The sequence below is a fragment of the Wenzhouxiangella indolica genome (assembly GCF_042310355.1).
Taxonomy (GTDB): domain Bacteria; phylum Pseudomonadota; class Gammaproteobacteria; order Xanthomonadales; family Wenzhouxiangellaceae; genus Wenzhouxiangella.
The window spans coordinates 43,367-60,409 of sequence record NZ_JBHJMR010000004.1; the positions used below are offsets into that span (position 1 = coordinate 43,367).

General features: G+C 66.7%; 13 protein-coding genes. 8 read left to right on the top strand and 5 right to left on the bottom strand.

All coding sequences use genetic code 11. The features are described 5' to 3' along the window. Window positions 1–49 precede the first annotated feature (49 nt). From ACDC67_RS06705 to ACDC67_RS06740, 8 genes are all read left to right on the top strand, one after another. On the top strand, window positions 50–2,197 hold the full coding sequence (locus tag ACDC67_RS06705) for a carboxypeptidase regulatory-like domain-containing protein (RefSeq protein ID WP_376691700.1): 2,148 nt from the start codon (window positions 50–52) through the stop codon (window positions 2,195–2,197). Between the two features lie 149 nt (window positions 2,198–2,346). After that, the gene (locus ACDC67_RS06710) at window positions 2,347–2,973 is read left to right on the top strand and encodes a glutathione S-transferase family protein (protein ID WP_376691701.1); all 627 of its coding nucleotides are present in this window, start codon (window positions 2,347–2,349) and stop codon (window positions 2,971–2,973) included. A 92-nt stretch (window positions 2,974–3,065) separates the two neighbouring features. Beyond that, on the top strand, window positions 3,066–3,989 hold the full coding sequence (locus ACDC67_RS06715; RefSeq protein WP_376691702.1) for an ABC transporter ATP-binding protein: 924 nt from the start codon (window positions 3,066–3,068) through the stop codon (window positions 3,987–3,989). After that, complete coding sequence (locus ACDC67_RS06720) at window positions 3,986–4,363, top strand: ABC transporter permease (protein ID WP_376691704.1); 378 nt, start codon at window positions 3,986–3,988, stop codon at window positions 4,361–4,363. Before ACDC67_RS06715 ends, ACDC67_RS06720 begins: the two co-directional genes overlap by 4 nt. 60 nt (window positions 4,364–4,423) lie before the next feature. After that, entirely contained in the window at window positions 4,424–4,720 is a 297-nt protein-coding gene (locus ACDC67_RS06725) for a hypothetical protein (protein ID WP_376691705.1), read from the top strand. Window positions 4,721–4,748: 28 nt separating this feature from the next. After that, window positions 4,749–6,032: an amidohydrolase family protein gene (locus tag ACDC67_RS06730; protein ID WP_376691706.1), complete on the top strand. Its 1,284-nt coding sequence runs from the start codon at window positions 4,749–4,751 to the stop codon at window positions 6,030–6,032. An 8-nt stretch (window positions 6,033–6,040) separates the two neighbouring features. After that, on the top strand, window positions 6,041–7,147 hold the full coding sequence (locus tag ACDC67_RS06735) for a sensor histidine kinase (RefSeq protein ID WP_376691708.1): 1,107 nt from the start codon (window positions 6,041–6,043) through the stop codon (window positions 7,145–7,147). After that, on the top strand, window positions 7,144–7,746 hold the full coding sequence (locus ACDC67_RS06740) for a response regulator transcription factor (RefSeq protein ID WP_376691709.1): 603 nt from the start codon (window positions 7,144–7,146) through the stop codon (window positions 7,744–7,746). The genes ACDC67_RS06735 and ACDC67_RS06740 overlap by 4 nt, the downstream gene beginning before the upstream one ends. A gap of 50 nt (window positions 7,747–7,796) precedes the next feature. Here the strand turns inward: ACDC67_RS06740 and ACDC67_RS06745 are convergent, their stop codons facing one another. From ACDC67_RS06745 to ACDC67_RS06765, 5 genes are all read right to left on the bottom strand, one after another. Next, window positions 7,797–8,912: a histone deacetylase family protein gene (locus tag ACDC67_RS06745; protein ID WP_376691710.1), complete on the bottom strand. Its 1,116-nt coding sequence runs from the start codon at window positions 8,910–8,912 to the stop codon at window positions 7,797–7,799. Beyond that, window positions 8,912–10,912 carry a hypothetical protein gene (locus tag ACDC67_RS06750; protein ID WP_376691712.1) on the bottom strand — a complete coding sequence of 667 codons (2,001 nt, stop codon included), beginning with the start codon at window positions 10,910–10,912 and terminating at the stop codon, window positions 8,912–8,914. The genes ACDC67_RS06745 and ACDC67_RS06750 overlap by 1 nt, the downstream gene beginning before the upstream one ends. A 123-nt stretch (window positions 10,913–11,035) precedes the next feature. Next, entirely contained in the window at window positions 11,036–12,316 is a 1,281-nt protein-coding gene (locus ACDC67_RS06755; RefSeq protein WP_376691713.1) for an ATP-grasp domain-containing protein, read from the bottom strand. A gap of 211 nt (window positions 12,317–12,527) precedes the next feature. Next, window positions 12,528–15,644 (bottom strand): efflux RND transporter permease subunit, encoded by a 3,117-nt coding sequence (locus ACDC67_RS06760; protein ID WP_376691714.1) that lies wholly within the window; start codon window positions 15,642–15,644, stop codon window positions 12,528–12,530. Beyond that, a complete protein-coding gene (locus tag ACDC67_RS06765; RefSeq protein ID WP_376691716.1) occupies window positions 15,641–16,891 on the bottom strand; it encodes an efflux RND transporter periplasmic adaptor subunit in 1,251 nt (416 codons plus the stop codon). Before ACDC67_RS06765 ends, ACDC67_RS06760 begins: the two co-directional genes overlap by 4 nt. Between the last annotated feature and the right edge of the window lie 152 nt (window positions 16,892–17,043).

Below are 17,043 nucleotides of genomic sequence, written 5' to 3' on the forward strand. Positions count from 1 at the left end.
GGCGGCCGATTCACCGCGGGCCGAAATTCGAATACACGCAGGAGGATCTATGTCATTGCCAGCGCTCAAGTCGCTACTTCCTGTGCTCTCCGGCGCGATTCTGCTCTGGGGGCTTTCGGGCTCGGTGGTGGCCCAGCCCACCACGGTCGAGGGCACGGTGACCGAACTCGACGGTACCACGCCGATCGCCGGCGCGACCGTGGCCGTCTCCGATCCGGCCACGGCTTTCCATTTCACGCTCGCGACGGGAACCACGAACGCTTCGGGCGCGTACGCCGTCACGGTCCCCTTGGACCCGGGCGAGACGCGCGAGCTGGTCGTCGAGGCCGCCGGAGCCGACCACGCGCCGGCCCGCCACGGATTCTCCGGCAATCTCCCGTGCTACTTCAACTGCGGTCCGGGCGGTGAAATCAGCGTCAGCGAGGGCGATACGGTGGCCAATATCGACTTCGCCCTGGAATCCGGCGGTCGCATCGCCGGCACGATCACCGAAGCCGCCACGGGCGACCCGATCCCCGGGGCCACGGCCGGACTGTTCACGCCGGACCTGCAGAGCTACTCGGTCGAGTTTGCGGGCGTCGCCCAGCCCGACGGCAGCTACACGACCGGACTGGCCGTCGCACCCGGAACCTGGTTTCTGGTGGCAGGCGGCGGCGCCAGCGGCAACTACGTGGAACAGGCCTGGGACGGCTACCCCTGCGAAATGACCCGCTGCCCGATCGCCGCCACCGATCCGCTCACCGTCACCGCCGGCACGGTCACCGGCGGATTCGATTTCGCGCTCGATGCCGGCGCGACGCTCAGCGGCGAGCTGCTGCCCGACGACATCACCCGGATCGTTATTCTCTACAACGCCGCCGGGCGCAACATCGGCATCATGTCCATTTTCGATCTACCGGACAGCCAGTGGTCCTTCGACGGGCTCGCGGGGGGCAGCTATTTCGTCCAGCTCGGCCCCACGCTCGACGGCAGCGACTCCTTCCTGCGCATCCTGCACAACGGCCTGTTGTGTCCCTGGGGCGGCTGCGAGCGGGCCCGGGGCACGCCCCTGACGCTCCCGGCCGGCGCCAGCCTTTCGCTAGCGCCGATCACGCTCGACGAAGGCGGCCGCATCGAGGGCACGATCGTCGACGGCAACACCGGCGCGCCGCCGGCCGGCGTACCCGCAGACGCGCAGCTGGGAAGCTACGACATCATCGACGCCGGCGGCGATGTCGTCGGCGGCGGTCTGATCAGCGAAAGCAGCGGCAATGTCGTCCTGGAGCCCTCGGCAGCCGTGCCCCCGGGCGACTACCACGTGCGCACCTACAGTGAGTGGGTTGCCGACGGCATCGGCCATGACAGTCTCATCGGAGACGCCGCCATCGAAGGCTACATGGACGCCGTCTATCCCGACGTCGACTGCGCCGGCATCCTCTGCGACCTGAGCCTGGCCGGGACGGTGACGGTCACCACCGGCAACACCGCGAGCATCACCATCGAGATCAATACCGGAAGCACCATCGGCGGTCGCGTCGTCGACCAGACCTCCGGCGACCCGATTGCCGATGCCGTGGTGCGGGTGCTCGACGACGCCGGCAACACCGCCGCCCGCGTACTCACCGACGCCAGCGGCGAATACCAATTCGGCGGTTTTCCGGCCGGAAACTATTTCGTGAGAACCAGCATGTGTGGTGATCTGGGACCGGGTCATAGCGGTGTTCAGAACGCCTATTTCGACCGCTTCCAAGGCGCGAGCGCATCGTGCTCCGAGGCCCTGTGCGATCCCGCCACGGCAACGCCCGTCGTGCTCGACGGCACGACCGACGTCGATCTCGGCGATCTGGATGTAACCGGCGGTCCAGTCATCTCCGGCCAGCTCATCAATGTGGTCACCGGCTTGCCGATCGACCGCGGGGCCATCGAGGTCTTTACCGACACGGGCGAGTTCGTGGGGCGCTACAAGGTCGGCTTCGCCGACGCGCGCTACCAGACCACCGCCCTGCCGCCCGGCACCTACACGTTGGTACCCGACGTCTCGACCGCCTACGGCAGCGTGACAAGCTCGGGCGGCACGACGCCCTCGCTGGCCGGCCGGGGCACCCCGGCGGAGGGGTTCACGGTTGTATTGGGCGAAGACGACGTTGACGCCGACCTTCAGGTGGTCGACCTGGCCATCGACCGGCTGTTCAGCGACCGGTTCAGCCAGACGCAGTAGCCCCGTCGGCCGGGACTCCGGCCGACGAAGCGTGCACCTTCCGGGCTGAACCCGGCGGGTCGTCCGCGCCCGCAGTCATGACGAACGGCACGTTCGCGCTTGCAGCAAGGGCGGCAGAATGCGCGTAAAGCCAACCGGGAGAACACACCATGAGCAACAAGCTGACCTTCTACACCAACCCCATGTCGCGCGGCGGCATCGTTCACTGGATGCTCGAGGAGGTCGGCGAGCCCTATGATCTGCAGGTGATCGAGTACGGACCGGCCATGAAATCCGACGACTACCTGCGCATCAATCCCATGGGCAAGGTGCCGGCGATCGTGCACGACGGACAAGTCGTTACCGAGGTCGCGGCCATCTGCGCCTACCTGGCCGACGCTTTTCCCGAGGCCGGCCTGGCCCCGCCCCCGGCCGAACGGGCTGACTTCTACCGCTGGCTGTTCTTCGCCGCCGGGCCGCTGGAAGCCGCCGTGGGCGCCAAGGCCTGTGGCCTGGAGCCGAACGAGAAGCAGCAGACCATGCTGGGTTTCGGCTCGCTCGAACGAACGCTGGACACGCTCGCTGGCGCTGTTCGAGATCGCCGCTACATCGCCGGCGGCCAGTTCAGCGCCGCCGACGTCTACGTCGGTTCGCAGATAGGCTGGGGCATGCAGTTCGGCACCATCGACGAACGTCCGGAGTTCACGGCCTACTGGGAAGGCCTCAAGGACCGTCCCGCCCGTCTCGTGGCCGACCGCTTCATGCAGGAAGCCATGCAAAAGGCCGGCATGACGTGACAATTGTCATGAATGATTCCTGAAGGCCGTCACTGGGCCGAAGCCGGCCGCTTGTCCACACTGTCCCCGACATTGGATCGGGAGAAGAGAGCATGGACAAGCCCATCGTCGCCAATTGCTCGGCGCTGCAGCATCGCTACGGATCGACGCCGGCGCTGGCCGGCATCGACCTGACGCTTCACGGCGGCCAGGTCAGCGCCCTGCTCGGCCCCAACGGCGCCGGCAAGACCACGCTGATCCACCTGCTGCTCGGCGTGCTGCCGATCCAGCAGGGACGGATCGAACTTTTCGGTTCACTGAGGCCCGGCCGCAAAGAGGCCCAGCAGCGCATCGGCGTGATGCTCCAGGCCAGCGGCGTGCAGGACAACCTGACGGTGGCCGAGCTGCTGGCGCTGTTCGCCAGTTTCTATCCCGAGCCTGACTCGCAGATCGGCCTGCTCGATGAGCTCGACCTTCTCGACCTGGCCGACCGGCGCTTCGACCGGCTCTCGGGCGGGCAGAAGCAGCGCGTACTGTTCGCCCTGGCCGTGGTCGGCCGACCCGACTGGCTGATCCTCGACGAACCCACCACCGGCCTCGATCCGGGCGCGCGCCGAATCCTTTGGCGCGCCATCGAGAAACGCCGCACGGCCGGCGTCTCGATCCTGCTTTGCACCCACTTCATGGACGAGGCGCAGAAGCTCGCCGACCACGTCATCGTGATGGACCACGGCCGAATTCTGGACCAGGGCACGGCCGACAGCATCCGTCGGCGCGTGCCCAGCGACCGCATCCGGCTGCGCACCCGCTTGCCGGCCGGCCAGATCGAGGCCATGCCGGCGGTGCAGTCCGTGCAGTCCGGTGAGGAACGGATCGAGATCCTCAGCTCGAACGGTATCGACACGGTTCGCGCGCTGCTGGCTGCCGACGATTCGATCGAGGATCTCGAAGTCGCCGGCGCCGACCTGGAAACCGCCTTCCTCGCCCTGACCCGTCTCGACTCCAACCAGGCCATCGGCCAGAAGGAGGCCGCATGATCGCCGCCAATCCGTCTCTCCAGCTCATCCGCGCGCAGTGGCTGAACCTGCTGCGCACCCCGGCCTACACGCTGCCGACCCTGCTGTTCCCGGTGATGTTCTACGTCTTCTTCGGGCTGCTCATGCTCAGGGGCCAGTCGCTTTGGCTGCTGTGCACCTTCGCCACCTTCGGCGTGATGGGCGCGGCCCTGTTCTCCTTCGGCGTGAGTATCGCCACCGAGCGCGCCCAGGGCTGGCTGCTGCTGCTGCGGGCCTCGCCCGCGCCGGTCTCGGCGGTCATCGCCGGCAAGGCCTTCGGAGCGGTGCTGTTCGCCATCATCATCGTGGTCATGATGAGCGCGCTGGCGGCGACCTTCGGTAGCGTTCGTCTCTAGACCGGCCAGTGGCTGGCCCTGGCCGGCATCCTGACGCTCGGCGCCCTGCCGTTTTGCCTGATGGGCCTGGCGCTGGGCCTGTGGCTGGGCCCCAACGCCGCTCCGGCGGTGCTCAACCTGGTCTACCTGCCGCTGGGCTTCCTGTCCGGGCTGTGGATCCCGTCCACGATGTTCCCGGGCTGGCTGCAGTCGCTGGCCGAGTGGCTGCCGCCCTACCACCTCGCGGCACTTGCCCTGGATGTCACCGGCGCCAAGCCGGCCGACTGGGACCATTCGTTGACCGTGCTCGGCCTGTTCGGACTCATCTTCGCCGTGATGACGGCCCTGGGCTGGCGGCGCCTGTCCGGTGTGTCCTGATCACCCGCTTTAAACGGAGGAAAGCGCCATGAAGTCGTTTGCCGGAATCATCGCCATCCTGCTCGCCGCGTTCGCTACGCTGCTGCTCCTGCCCGGACCGGTTGACGGCCACCGGGGCATGACCGCCATCACCAACGTGCGGCTGTTCGACGGTGAGCAAGTAATCGAGAACGCCACGCTGCTGATCGCCGACGGGCGGATCGCCCAAGCCGGTCGCAACGTACCCGTCCCGGAAGCCGCTGCGGTCGTTGACGGCACCGGGAAAACGATTCTCCCGGGCCTGATCGATGCCCACGTGCATGCTTACGGCAGCGCCCGGAACGATGCGCTACGCATGGGGGTGACGACCCTGCTCGACATGTTTCGCGCACCCACCGACCAGTCGCTGGTGATCCAGCAGCGCGAATCCCTGCAGCCGACCGACCAGGCCGACCTGTTTTCCGCCGGCTACCTGGCCACGGCCGAGGGCGGCCACGGCACACAGTACGGACTGTCCGTGCCAATTCCCGAGTCGCCACAAGCCGCGGACGACTGGGTCCGGCAGCGTCTCGAGGAAGGCTCGGACTACATCAAGATCATCATCGAGGACGGGTCGGGGTGGGGCCGGCCGCTACCCACGCTCGACGCCGAAATGGTGCGCGCGCTGGTCGAAGCCGCCCACGCTCGGGGCGTGCTCGCCGTCGCGCACGCTTCGACCCAGTCATCCGCAAGGATGGCCGTCGAGGCCGGCGTGGACGGGCTCGTCCACCTGTTTGCCGACGAACCGGTCGATGACGCATTCATTGCCTCGGCGCTGGATGCCGGCATCTGGATCGTACCCACCACGCCGGTACCCGCCGCTTCGCACGGACAGGCCGTACCCGACTGGCTGACCGAGGGCGAGTTCGCCCACACCCGGATCAGCGCCCAGCAACGCAGCATGCTGAACCAGGGCTTCCCCGGCTCGGCCATGCGCCGCGCGCGCTGGCCGGTGGTGCTCGACAACATCGCCAAGCTGCACGAAGCCGGCGTACCGTTGCTGGCCGGCAGCGACGCCGGCAACCCGGGCACCGCCCACGGCCCGAGCCTGCATCACGAACTGGCCCTGCTGGTGGGGGGCGGCCTGACGCCGCTCGAAGCCCTGCACTCGGCGACACGCCGTCCCGCCCGGGCATTCGGGCTCGAGGACCGCGGCTGCCTGAAGCCGGGCTGCCGCGCCGACCTTGTGTTGGTTGACGGCAATCCCTTCGAGGACATCCGTCATACGGTGCATATCCATTCGGTCTGGAAGAACGGCTTCCGGGTCGACGAACAGCTATCGGAGGATGAATAATCGACAGCATGAGCCTTCGCCGACGCATCGAGATACTTCATCGATTCCTGGTACCACCGGAATCCGGCCAGAGCTGGACGGCCTACCTGTGGCTGGTGTACTTCGCATTCTTCTTCGTCGAGTGGTACTTCAGGCCGGTCGGACCGCTGGAGCTGGTCCTCGGCCTGGCAACCGTGGCGGTCTTCCTTGTGCTCTACTTCAGCGCCTATCGCCGCATCGGGGCAACCGCCCTGTGGCACATCCTGGCGATCGCCGCCCTGGCCGCCGCATGGAGCTTCACCAACGCCGGCGCCAGCGTGCTGTTCATCTATGCCGCGGCATTCGCCCACCTGGTCGGGCCGCCCCGAAAGGCGGTCTGGGTCGTGCTCGGGATTGCCGCGTTCGCCGCGGTGATCGCACCGCTGGCCCGGCCCGAGCCCTTCTACTGGATGCCGGGCGTGTTCATCAGCCTCATGATCGGCATGGCGAACATCTTCTTTGCCGAGCAGGGACGCAAGAACGCCGAACTCAAGCTCGGCCAGGCCGAAATCAAGCGGCTTGCGCGTGTCGCCGAACGCGAACGCATCGCACGCGATCTGCACGACGTCCTGGGCCATACCCTGTCGATGATTGCCGTCAAGAGCGAGCTGGCCGAGCGTCTGGTCGATCGCGACCGCGAGCGGGCGCGCGAGGAGATCCGCTCCATGGGCGAGAGTGCGCGCGAGGCGCTGGCCGATGTCCGAAAGGCGATCGGCGGCTACCAGCACCAGACGCTCGAAGAGACGCTGGAGCATATGCGACTGAGCCTGCGCGCGGCCGATATCGACCCGGACATCGATGTCGACGATGACATCGACCTGCCCGCGCAGACACAGGGCATGCTGGCGCTGATCCTGCGCGAGGCCGTCACCAACGTGATTCGTCACTCGCAAGCTCGACATTGCCGCATCCGGATCGAAGCAAGCAACGGTGAACTGAGCCTGGCGGTTGAAGACGACGGCGGCGGCCGCATTCGTATGGACGGCAACGGCATCCAGGGGATGCGCGCGCGCATCGAATCGCTGGGCGGTACGCTGACGATCGGCGCCCGCGGCTCCTCCAGCCTGCACGCCAGCATTCCGAAGGAGACCGCATGACCCGAATCGTACTGGCGGAGGATCAGACCCTGCTGCTGGGCGCACTCGCGTCGCTCCTCGACCTGGAAGACGACATCGAAGTCGTCGGCCGCGCCAGGGACGGCGACGAGGCCCGGCAAATGATCGAGTCCGCAAGACCCGATCTGCTGCTGACCGACATCGAGATGCCCGGCAGCACCGGACTGGACCTGGCCGAATGGGTTCGCGCCAACGCGCCGGGAACGGCCGTGGTCATCCTCACGACCTTCGCCCGGCCCGGCTACCTGCGTCGCGCACTGGAGGCCGGTGTGCGCGGCTACCTCCTGAAGGAAACGCCGGCCGAGCAGCTGGCCGATTCAATTCGCAGAATCCGGGCGGGGCAGCGCGTCATCGACCCGGAGCTGGCGCTGACGGCGTTCGACAGCAGCGACCCGCTCAGCGACCGCGAACGCCAGGTCCTCAAACTGGCCGGCGAGGGCCTGGGCAATGCCGGGATCGCTCGTCGTCTGCACCTGGCCGAAGGCACGGTGCGCAACTACCTGTCGGAGGCCATCGGCAAGCTGCAGGCCGACAACCGCATCGAAGCCTACCGCATCGCACGCGACCAGGGCTGGCTCTGAAGGCGTCCGATCCTAACGATTTCCTCGGCTTCTGGACGTATCCTGTCGTCTCAGTCCCGCAGCAGGAAGGATAGTTGCGCCAGGGCATCGGCTGCATGCCGCACGGCCGGCAGGCCGATGCGGCTGCGCTGCAGCGGGGGCAGCTCACCACCGGGGGTACCGAGCGCGCGCAGACATTGCACCAGGCCTTCGCGCATGGGCTCCAGGTGGTAACCGCCTTCCAGGACCAGGGCCAAGCGACCGGCGCACAGGTGGTCGGCCAGGCGGCGCATGCGGTCGGTCAGGTGCGCGTAGAGCGCCGTGCTGAACTTGCAGGCGAGGTGCTCACGCGTGCCGTCGAAGCCCGCCGACACCAGGACCAGGTCCGGCTTGAACCGGCGCGCCGCCGGAATCAGGATGCGATCGAAAGCCTCCAGGACCGCCAGGTCGCTGGTCGCGGCCGGCAGCGGCACGTTCAGATTCGTGCCGCGGGCTCGGCCCCGCCCGACATCGTCCAGGGCGCCGGTGCCGGGATAGTAGGGTGCGCCGCGGTGAATGTCGAAAAACAGCACGTCGGGATCGTCGGCGAAGATCGAGGCCGTTCCGTTGCCGTGGTGCACATCCCAGTCGACGATCAGCACGCGCTCCGCGCCGTGCACGGCCATCGCGTGCCGCGCCGCGACGGCGACGTTGTTGACCAGGCAGAAGCCCTGGTAATGCGCGGCGGTGGCGTGGTGCCCGGGGGGACGCACCAGGGCGAAGGCGCTGGAAGCCCGGCCATCGCACACGGCATCGACCGCCGTGCAGGCCGCACCCGCGGCACGGAAGGCCGCATCGACGCTTTCCGGCGACACCGCCGTGGAGTCGATCGAGAGCATGCGCTTGCGCCCCCTGAGCTTGTCGAGGCGCTCCATATGGCCACCGGTGTGCGCCCGGCGGACGGTCTCCTCATCGGCCCGCTCGGGGGAGAGCCACAGCAAGCTGCCGTCGTCGAATTCGCGCGCGCGCTCGACCAGCGACGACAGCCGCTCGGGTCGTTCGGGATGGCGCCAGAGCCCGCTGGCGACCAGTTCGCCCAGCCGGGCGCGCAGCTGGCGCGCGTGGTAGTCGCGCATTTCCGGTTCCAGGCCGGGCGGCTGGTGCTGGAGCATCTCGTCGTGATAGACAATCGCCACCGGGGCGCGCATCAGCTCGAAACCACTTCCTGCCAGGCCTTGTCGGCGGCCCAGCCCGCACGCACCTGCGCGGCAATCCCCTCGACGACGTCGTCCGGCACGGCGGCCGGGTCGCCGAGTTCACGTTCGTTGAAGTGGAAGACGTACAGGCGGGCGCAGAACTGTTCGAACGGCAGGGACGACTCGCCCGGAATCTCGCCGTGCCCGCGGGTCGAGGTGACGATGCCCTGCCCCCAGTCCTGCCGGCCCTCGTGGTTGGGATTGTAGAAATACACGCGCATGACGCCGTCGGGGTCGACGGCCACGCGCTGGATCGCAATGGCGTGCAAGCCGATGAAGTTGCCGAAGGGGTCGGTAGCCACGATGCCCGCCGGCTGCGGATAGATCAATTCGGCGCCACCGTTGTAGACGGGATGATATGCCGCGTGAAACTGCCGGGTGAACCCGGCGAAATCGTTGATCGCCCCGCTGGCATAGTCGAAGGTCGTGGCGAAGCCGCGATGAACCCACCAGCCGTGGAATTCCGGATTGATCCAGCGGTGCCCGTCCTCGCCGCGGCCGACGATGCGCCGCCCCATCTCCCAGTAGATCTTGTCGAGGTGCGGCACGAGCACGAGCGAAACGGTATCGAGCTCGGTGTGGAAATCCTCGATCAAGCCTTCGCTCAACTCGCTCGATCGGATCAGGTCGCCTTCGAAATGCAGGTCGATCTCACCGTCGCGCGCGGCCCACATCACCAGCTCGAGCAGGAAGCCGGGGTCAACCTGCGACCAGAGGCTGATCGCACGCGCCGACTGGCAGGTCGGATTGTTGCCCTGGCTCACGCCCAGCGGCAGACCGAGCACGCCGATGACGCCGGCCAGCAACAGGCTGCGGCCGGAAGGCGGGGCATCGTGCCCGAACGCCTCGCGCAGGTGTTCGGCCACCTCCGGCAGCGGGTCGAGGTGGGTCAAGCGCCACAGCGCCGGCGGCACCGGCGGGAAGAACAGCGTGCCCTGGTCGAGCAGGTTGCTCAGTGCAACGATGCATTGCGCGGTGGCCGGATGAACCGCCTCGACGATCAGCGCCCGCACCAGCTCGTTGAATGCATCGAGGCTGTCGGCGCCGACCGGGTCGAGACCCATTGCCAGCACCAGCTGCTCGTCGCTGCCGGATTCGGCCAGAAACCGCAACAGGGCCCCGTGGGCCGGGCAGACCAGGCCGGTCTCGTTGATCGAATGACCCAGGGCGGCCAGTTCACCGTCCTGCTGCAGCCGGGACAGGCCCCGGAAAGCTTCCACGCTGGCTTCGGGGGACGTACTGGTCAGCTCGGTCGGCCCACGACAGGCGTCGAGCAGCAGGCGCCCGCGCTCCAGCGCGGTCGTCTCTTCGGGTAGATCCGTTCGCTCGAGCAAACGCTCGACGTGTTCGAGCAGCTCGCGCACCCCGGCCACGTCGATGGGGCGCTGTTCGAGAATATGGTCGGCCTCGGCCACCAGCGCCTCGATCAGACTCGCGCCGCCGAGGCGGTCGAGTTCGAACGAGAGGAGGTTGCGGACAGCCTCGCGATGCCCGCCACCCGTCCGGCCAGCCTCGGAGTGGTCGGCCAGCAGTAGGTCAAGGCTCAGCACCAGGCTGCGCTGCAGAAAACGGTGGGCCGCTTCGGCGCTCATCATAGGATGCTGGTGGTTGCCCTCGGCGATCGCGAGGATTCGCAGCCTGCTGAGCGCCTCGACCGCCACCGCATCGGCGGCGCCCGTCAGCGAACCCCGCGACAGTTCGGGTTGCAGGCGCTCGGGGTGGTTCCAGTCGCTGCCGGCGAATATGCCCGCCTCGTCCAGCCGACCGGCCAGGGCATACAGCCTGGCCGCGCCACCGGGCTGCCGGAGCAAGCGTAGCGTGGCCGTGAACAGACGCGGGAGGTGACCCGGCTTGGCGAAATCGGATACACGCGCGATGCTTTCGAGCGCGCCTTCGAACTGTTCACCCAGCCGGCTGACCTCCGGTTGTTCATTGCGAGATGCTTCCTGCAAGCGCTGATACTCCATGAATGAGTCGATTAAACTTTGACCGGACGAGCAAGCGCGTCGGCGCCGATGAAGCCGTTAATCATAGCGGATGACTTCGCGCTGCACGCGAAGCCATCCGTCCAATGGTCAGATATAGAAATCCAGTTCTTCCTGGTGCTTGAGCAAGTCGCGCATCGTGTGCGCATCGTCGCCGAAGAAGTGGACCAGGCCCCAGTGCGTACCGAAGGCCTCGCGCTCGGCCACGACCTCTTCCTGCAACGGGTAGAGCTCGTGGCTTTCGAAGTATGGATGTTCGGCCGTCTCTTCCGGGAAGGCCAATTGGCTGACCACGCGACGGCGCGGGAACACGCCGAAGCAGCCGGCATGGCCCTTGGCGCCCTTGACCGGCTCGGGGAAGAAGGCGTCGACTTCTTCCTTGGTCGACTTGGGATCGAACACCACCGCCGTGGCCTGGTAGGCGTTGAAACCGTAGGCGCGCTCGATCAGCTCGAAGGCCTTGAAGCCCGGCGGGCGGTAGGCCACCTCGCCGAAGTACATGGTGCCGTCGGCGGTTACGAAGTACTCGGGATGGATCAGCCCGAACTTGATATCAAAGGCCTTGATCAACTTCTCGACTTCCCGGGTGATCGCCTCGCGCCAGCTTTCGAGCTCGGGCGTGGCCGGCACGAACACCGAGTAGCCGAGCGTGACGTACTCGGAAATGTTGAGGAACTTGATTTCGCCGTCGTGAATCCAGGCCTCGACCGCGAACTCCCAGCCGTCGAGATGGGATTCCATCAGCAGGGGGAAGTCGGTGTCCGGGATGGACTCGATCTCCTCGGGCATGCGAATCACGCGATGTCCGAGACAGCCGGCCTGGTCGAAGGCCTTGAGGTGAATGGGATCGTTGGGGTCGCCGTCGAGCTTGAGCAGGGTCTGGTTGACGCGACGCAGGAAGCGATAGACGTCGTCACGGTCGTGCGCCTCTTCGAATACGCCGACCCGGATGCCGCCCAGGTGTGCCCGGCGCTTCATCAGGGCCTTGTCGCGGAACAAGACGGACTGCCCGTGCAGCCGCGGCTGGTCCATCAGGACCGAGTTGATCGCACCGGCCCACTCGACCGTCTCCTCGAACAGCGGAATCGCAACATCCACGCCCTCTTTCTTGAGCGTTTCTGCGATCTCGAGCGAGCGCTCGTTGAGCCGCTCGAAGTCCCACTCGATGAACGGAATGTCGTTGTCGCGAGCGTAGTCGGCCGCCCAGGACGGGGCAATGACAACATAGCGCCGATCGAAGCGCGCCATGGCGTCGATCGCGTTGAGACTCCACCCGAGCAAGGCGATGTAGCCCTTGTCGGGGTTCTTTTCCTTCGTGCCTGAACCGCCGACGCCGGTGCTGGATGGTGCGGACTGAATCTGCTGAGCCATGCTGATGCCTCCTCGAGAAGCGAGTGAGTGATCCCTTGAGTTCTACAACGCTAACACAGGGTTGTTAGTTTTTAGGGAAATCGGTGATTTTGGCGATCGATCCCGAAAATTACCGGCTTTTTGAAGCCGTTTTTGACTGATAACCCGACCCACGAACCGGGCCTCCAGTGGACCCCGTCACTCATCTTGCAACTTTTAGAGCGCCGGACGTTCAGGCCGAGGCCGCGCGGCGTCGCTGCACGGCCTCGTGGATGTCTTCGATCATCATGTAGAAGCAGGGCACGACCACCAGCATGATCGACGTCGCGAAAACGATGCCGAAGCCCAGCGAGATGGCCATGGGCACGAGGTGCACGGCCTGGATGGAGGTTTCGAGAATGATCGGCGCCAGCCCCCCGAACGTGGTCACCGTGGTCAGCACGATGGGCCTGAAACGCCGGATGCCGGCGGCCAGGATGGCGTCGTGCGCCGACATCTTCGAGCGCTGGGCGTTGGCGAAGTGCACCATGATCAGCGCGCCGTTGACCACAACCCCCGATACGGCGACCACGCCGAGCATGCTGACCAGCGACAGGTCGTAGCCGAGCAGAATGTGACCGATGATGCCGCCGACAATGCCGAAGGGAATGGCCATCATCACGATCAGCGGCTGGACGTAGCTGCCGAAGGCGATCGCCAGCAGGGCGTAGACGGCGAACAGGGCCAGCCCGAACCCGCCCCATAGCGCTGCCGTGGACTCGCGCAACTCCGCCTGGCTGCCCTCGTAGGTCCAGGTGATGCCGGGGAAGTCCGCGCGCAACTGCGGCAGCACTTCGTCGTTGACCGCCGCCAGCACGCGGCTGACCGCGCTTTTCGGTTCGACATCGGTACCGACGTTGATTACCCGGCGCCCGTCGCGGCGGTTGATCGAGGTGAAGGCCTGACCGGGTTCGATGCGCGCGATATCCGCAAGGGGGACTTCGACGCCGTCGGGCGAGCGCACCATGAAGTTCTCGAGCGTGCGGATGTCCTCGCGCGCGGCCTCGGGCAGCTTGACGCGCACCTCGATCTCGTTGGTGCCGCGCAGGTAGCGCATGGCGATGTCGCCGTAGAAGGCGCCGCGCAGCTGGCGGCCGACCTCGACCGGCGTGAGGCCCAGCGCGCGTCCCTCGGGCAGGAGGGTGAAGTCGAGCTGGGCCTTGCCGCGCTCGTAGTTGTCGTTGACGTCGCGGGTATTGCCGAATTCCTGCAGGCGCTCGACCAGCTCGGTGGCCGCATGCTCGAGCACGCCGATGTCCGAGTGACTCAGGTCGATGCTGATATCGTCGCGCCAGCTGCCGGGGCCGCGCTCGGCCTCGAAGGTGATCTGGTCGACGCCCTTGATGTCGCCGATCTGGTCGCGCCACAGCTCGATGACTTCCTGGGTCGTGATATCGCGCTGGGCCGGGGGAAGCAGGACGATTTCGACATCGATGAAATTGCTGCCGCGCACGTTGGTCTTGATGCCCTCGGCCGCCTCGTAGAGGTTGTTATCCTCGAACATCTGGTGCGTGGCATTGGTGATCTGGGCGGCCATGTCGGCGGCCACGTCGCGGGTCGTGCCGACCGGCAGGCGCACGCCGGCCTCGATCTCGTCGGCGGGCTGCTCGGGCATCATGACCATGCCCAGGTGGTCGCTGAGCGCGTAGCCGCCGGTCACCGCCAGCAGCACGATCGCGCCGGTCAGGCTCACGTAGCGATGGCGCAGGCAGCGCTCCAGGAAGGGCCGGTAGCGGGTGTCGATCCAGTTGCTCACGCCCTTGGCGAAGCCGCGCTGGATCCGGTGCAGGCGCTCGCCGGCGGCGGCGTGAGAGCGCTCGCGGATATGCGCCAGGTGCGAGGGCAGAATGAACAGCGCTTCGAGCAGCGACAGCGCCAGGATCGTGACGACCACCACCGGCATCGGCCACCAGTACTGCCCCATGATGCCGGGGATGAACATCACCGGCAGAAAGGCGACGATATTGGTCAGGATGCTGAAGGTCACCGGCCAGGCCATCTCGCGCGCACCGACAATGGCCGCGTCCTTCATGTCCAGGCCCCGCTCGCGGTGCTCGTAGACGTTTTCGCCCACCACGATAGCGTCGTCGACGACGATGCCCAGTGCGACCAGGAATCCGAACATCGAGATCATGTTGATGCTGATGCCGAAGCTCGGCAGGAAATTGATCGCCCCGACGAAGGAGATGGTCATGCCCATCATGATCCAGAACGCCAGGCGCGCCTCGAGGAACAGCGCCAGGATCAGGATGATGATGATGATGGCCAGCGCCCCGTTCTTGAGCAGCAGGTTGAGCCGGTCGCTGAATTCCTCCGCCCGGTTGGAGTCGATCCGCCAGGTCACGCCTTCGGGCAGGGTCTGCTCGAGGTCGTCCAGCACGTTCTGCACCGAGTCGGCCACTTCCAGCGGCGACTGGGTGCCGACGCGGAAGATCTCGATCTCGATGGAGGGCTGGCGATTGAACTGGGAATGGAAACCCACCTCCTCGAAGCCGTCGCGCACCTCGGCGATATCGCCCAGCCGCAGCGGTGCCCCTGTGTCCGAACTGGCCAATACGATGTCGGCCATCTCACGCGCCCATTCGCGGCGTTCGTTCATGCGCAGCAGGATCTCGCCGCGGCTGGTGTCGATGGCGCCGGCCGGCACATCGCGGCTGGACTGCTCGATCAAGTCGGCGACCTGCGCCAGCGTCATGTCGTACTCGCGCAGCGCGTCCTGTGAGATTTCCACGTGGGTGACGTAGGACGGTACCCGGCTGAGCTCGACCTGGGTGATGTTCGGTTCCGTCAGCAGCTGATCGCGCACGCGCTCGCCGAGCTGGCGCAGGGTCCAGGTGTCGACGTCGCCGAAAACGCCGATTTCCATCACGTCGCGCTGCCAGGAGCGCAGGCGCACTTCGGGCTCCTCGGCATCGATCGGGAAAGTCCGGATCTGTGACACCGCCTGGTCCACGTCCTGGTAGACCCGCATTCGATTCACGCCGGTGACCAGCTCGAGGTTGACCCGTCCGGAGCCCTCGCGCGCGGTCGAGCTGATCTCCTTGATGCCCTGCACGCCGCGCACGGCTTCCTCGACCGGCAGCAGGATGCCCTCCTCCACTTCGGCCGGCGCCGCGCCCGGGTAGGAGACGCTGACATCGACATAGTCCAGCTCGTAGCGGGGCTGGACTTCCTTCTGCATGGTGATTGCCGTCCACACGCCGCCGGCCAGGAGGATGACCATGGCCAGGTTGGCCGCGATCGGGTTGTTGACCATCCATGCGATCGGGCCGCGGGCGTTGAGGCCGGAACCGGCCGGGGGGTGGATCATGCGCCCGCGTCCTCCACGGATTGGCCATCGCTCTCGCCGTCGCCGTCGCCGTCGTCGCTATCGAGCCTCAGGCGCAGGCCCTCCTGCACGGTCGCCAGGCGCGTGGTCACGACCCGGTCGTCCGCGCTCAATCCCTCATCGATGTAGGCCCAGGACTCGTCCTGGAAGACGATCGACACCGGCCGGATCACCAGGCGCCCGTCGACCATCAGCCAGACCGTGTCGTCCTCGCGCACATAGTCGCGATCGAGCCGGACGACGTCGGCGATCTCGCGGCCTTCGATGCGGCATTCGACATACTCGCCGAGCATCAGCCACGGCAGGTCTTCGTCGGTGTTGCGCGCCAGCGGATCGTCAACGGCAACCAGGATGCGCGCCAGGCGGGTCGACCCTTCCAGCTCGCCGATGAGGCGAAGCACTTCGCCCCGGCGGGTCGCACCCGCCGGCCAGGCATTGCGGTTGCGCAGCGTCGCGCTCGAACCGGGCTGGTCGCCGTCGGGCACCGTCAGCCACTGAAGCTGGCCGACGGGCACGGTCGCCTCGACCCAGTAGGTATCGAGACCCACCAGGCGCCCCAGGGCGGTTCCGGGACTGACCTGCGAGCCCAGGTTGACCGCCCGAGTGAGCACGTGCGCATCGAACGGCGCCTCGATCGTCGTGCGATCGAGATCGACCTGTGCCTGGGCGACGTCGGCCCGCGCCGATTCCACCTGCGCCCGGGCCGAGCGCAACTGCGGTTCGCGCAGCACCAGCGCCCGGCGCTCGGGCGGCAGTTCACGGTCGATGGACGCGAGATCGGAACGGGCGACCTGCTGCTCGCCGCGCTCGATCGCCAGCTGTGACTGTGCCTGCTCGAGCGCGCTGCGGCGCTGCTCCAGGGCAATCCGGTAGTCGGCCTCGTCGAGACGGATGAGCAGCTCGCCCGCGTCCACGAAGCCGCCCGGCACAAAGCCCTGGCCGAGCTCGGCGACTTCGCCGTCCACCCGCGCGCCCAGTGAAATCTCGCGCGCGGGGCGGACCGTGCCCATCGCCTCGATGGTCGGCCGGAAACTGCCGAACTCGCCCTGGGTTACATCAACCAGCGAGGCCGACTGGCGCACCGCCCCGTCGCGGCGCGCCGTCGGCTCGGTGTTGAAGATGACGAACAGGAATCCGGCGCCGACCAGCACCAGAACGACGCAGATGAATATGGTTTTCACCAGGCCGCTACGGTCATCGTCCCTGACTGCATGCGTTTCGTTACTCACGAGATACGGGCTCCCCGTCGTGAATCATTTTGACTAGTCGATCGAGCCAGCTTGCCGGACCGCAGGTGACTCGACAGCCAGGCACTGAAAAGGTTTCACGAGAAACTATCAGAATCGGGGGAATGGTACGTCAAGGCTTTCGGTTGTCGGCC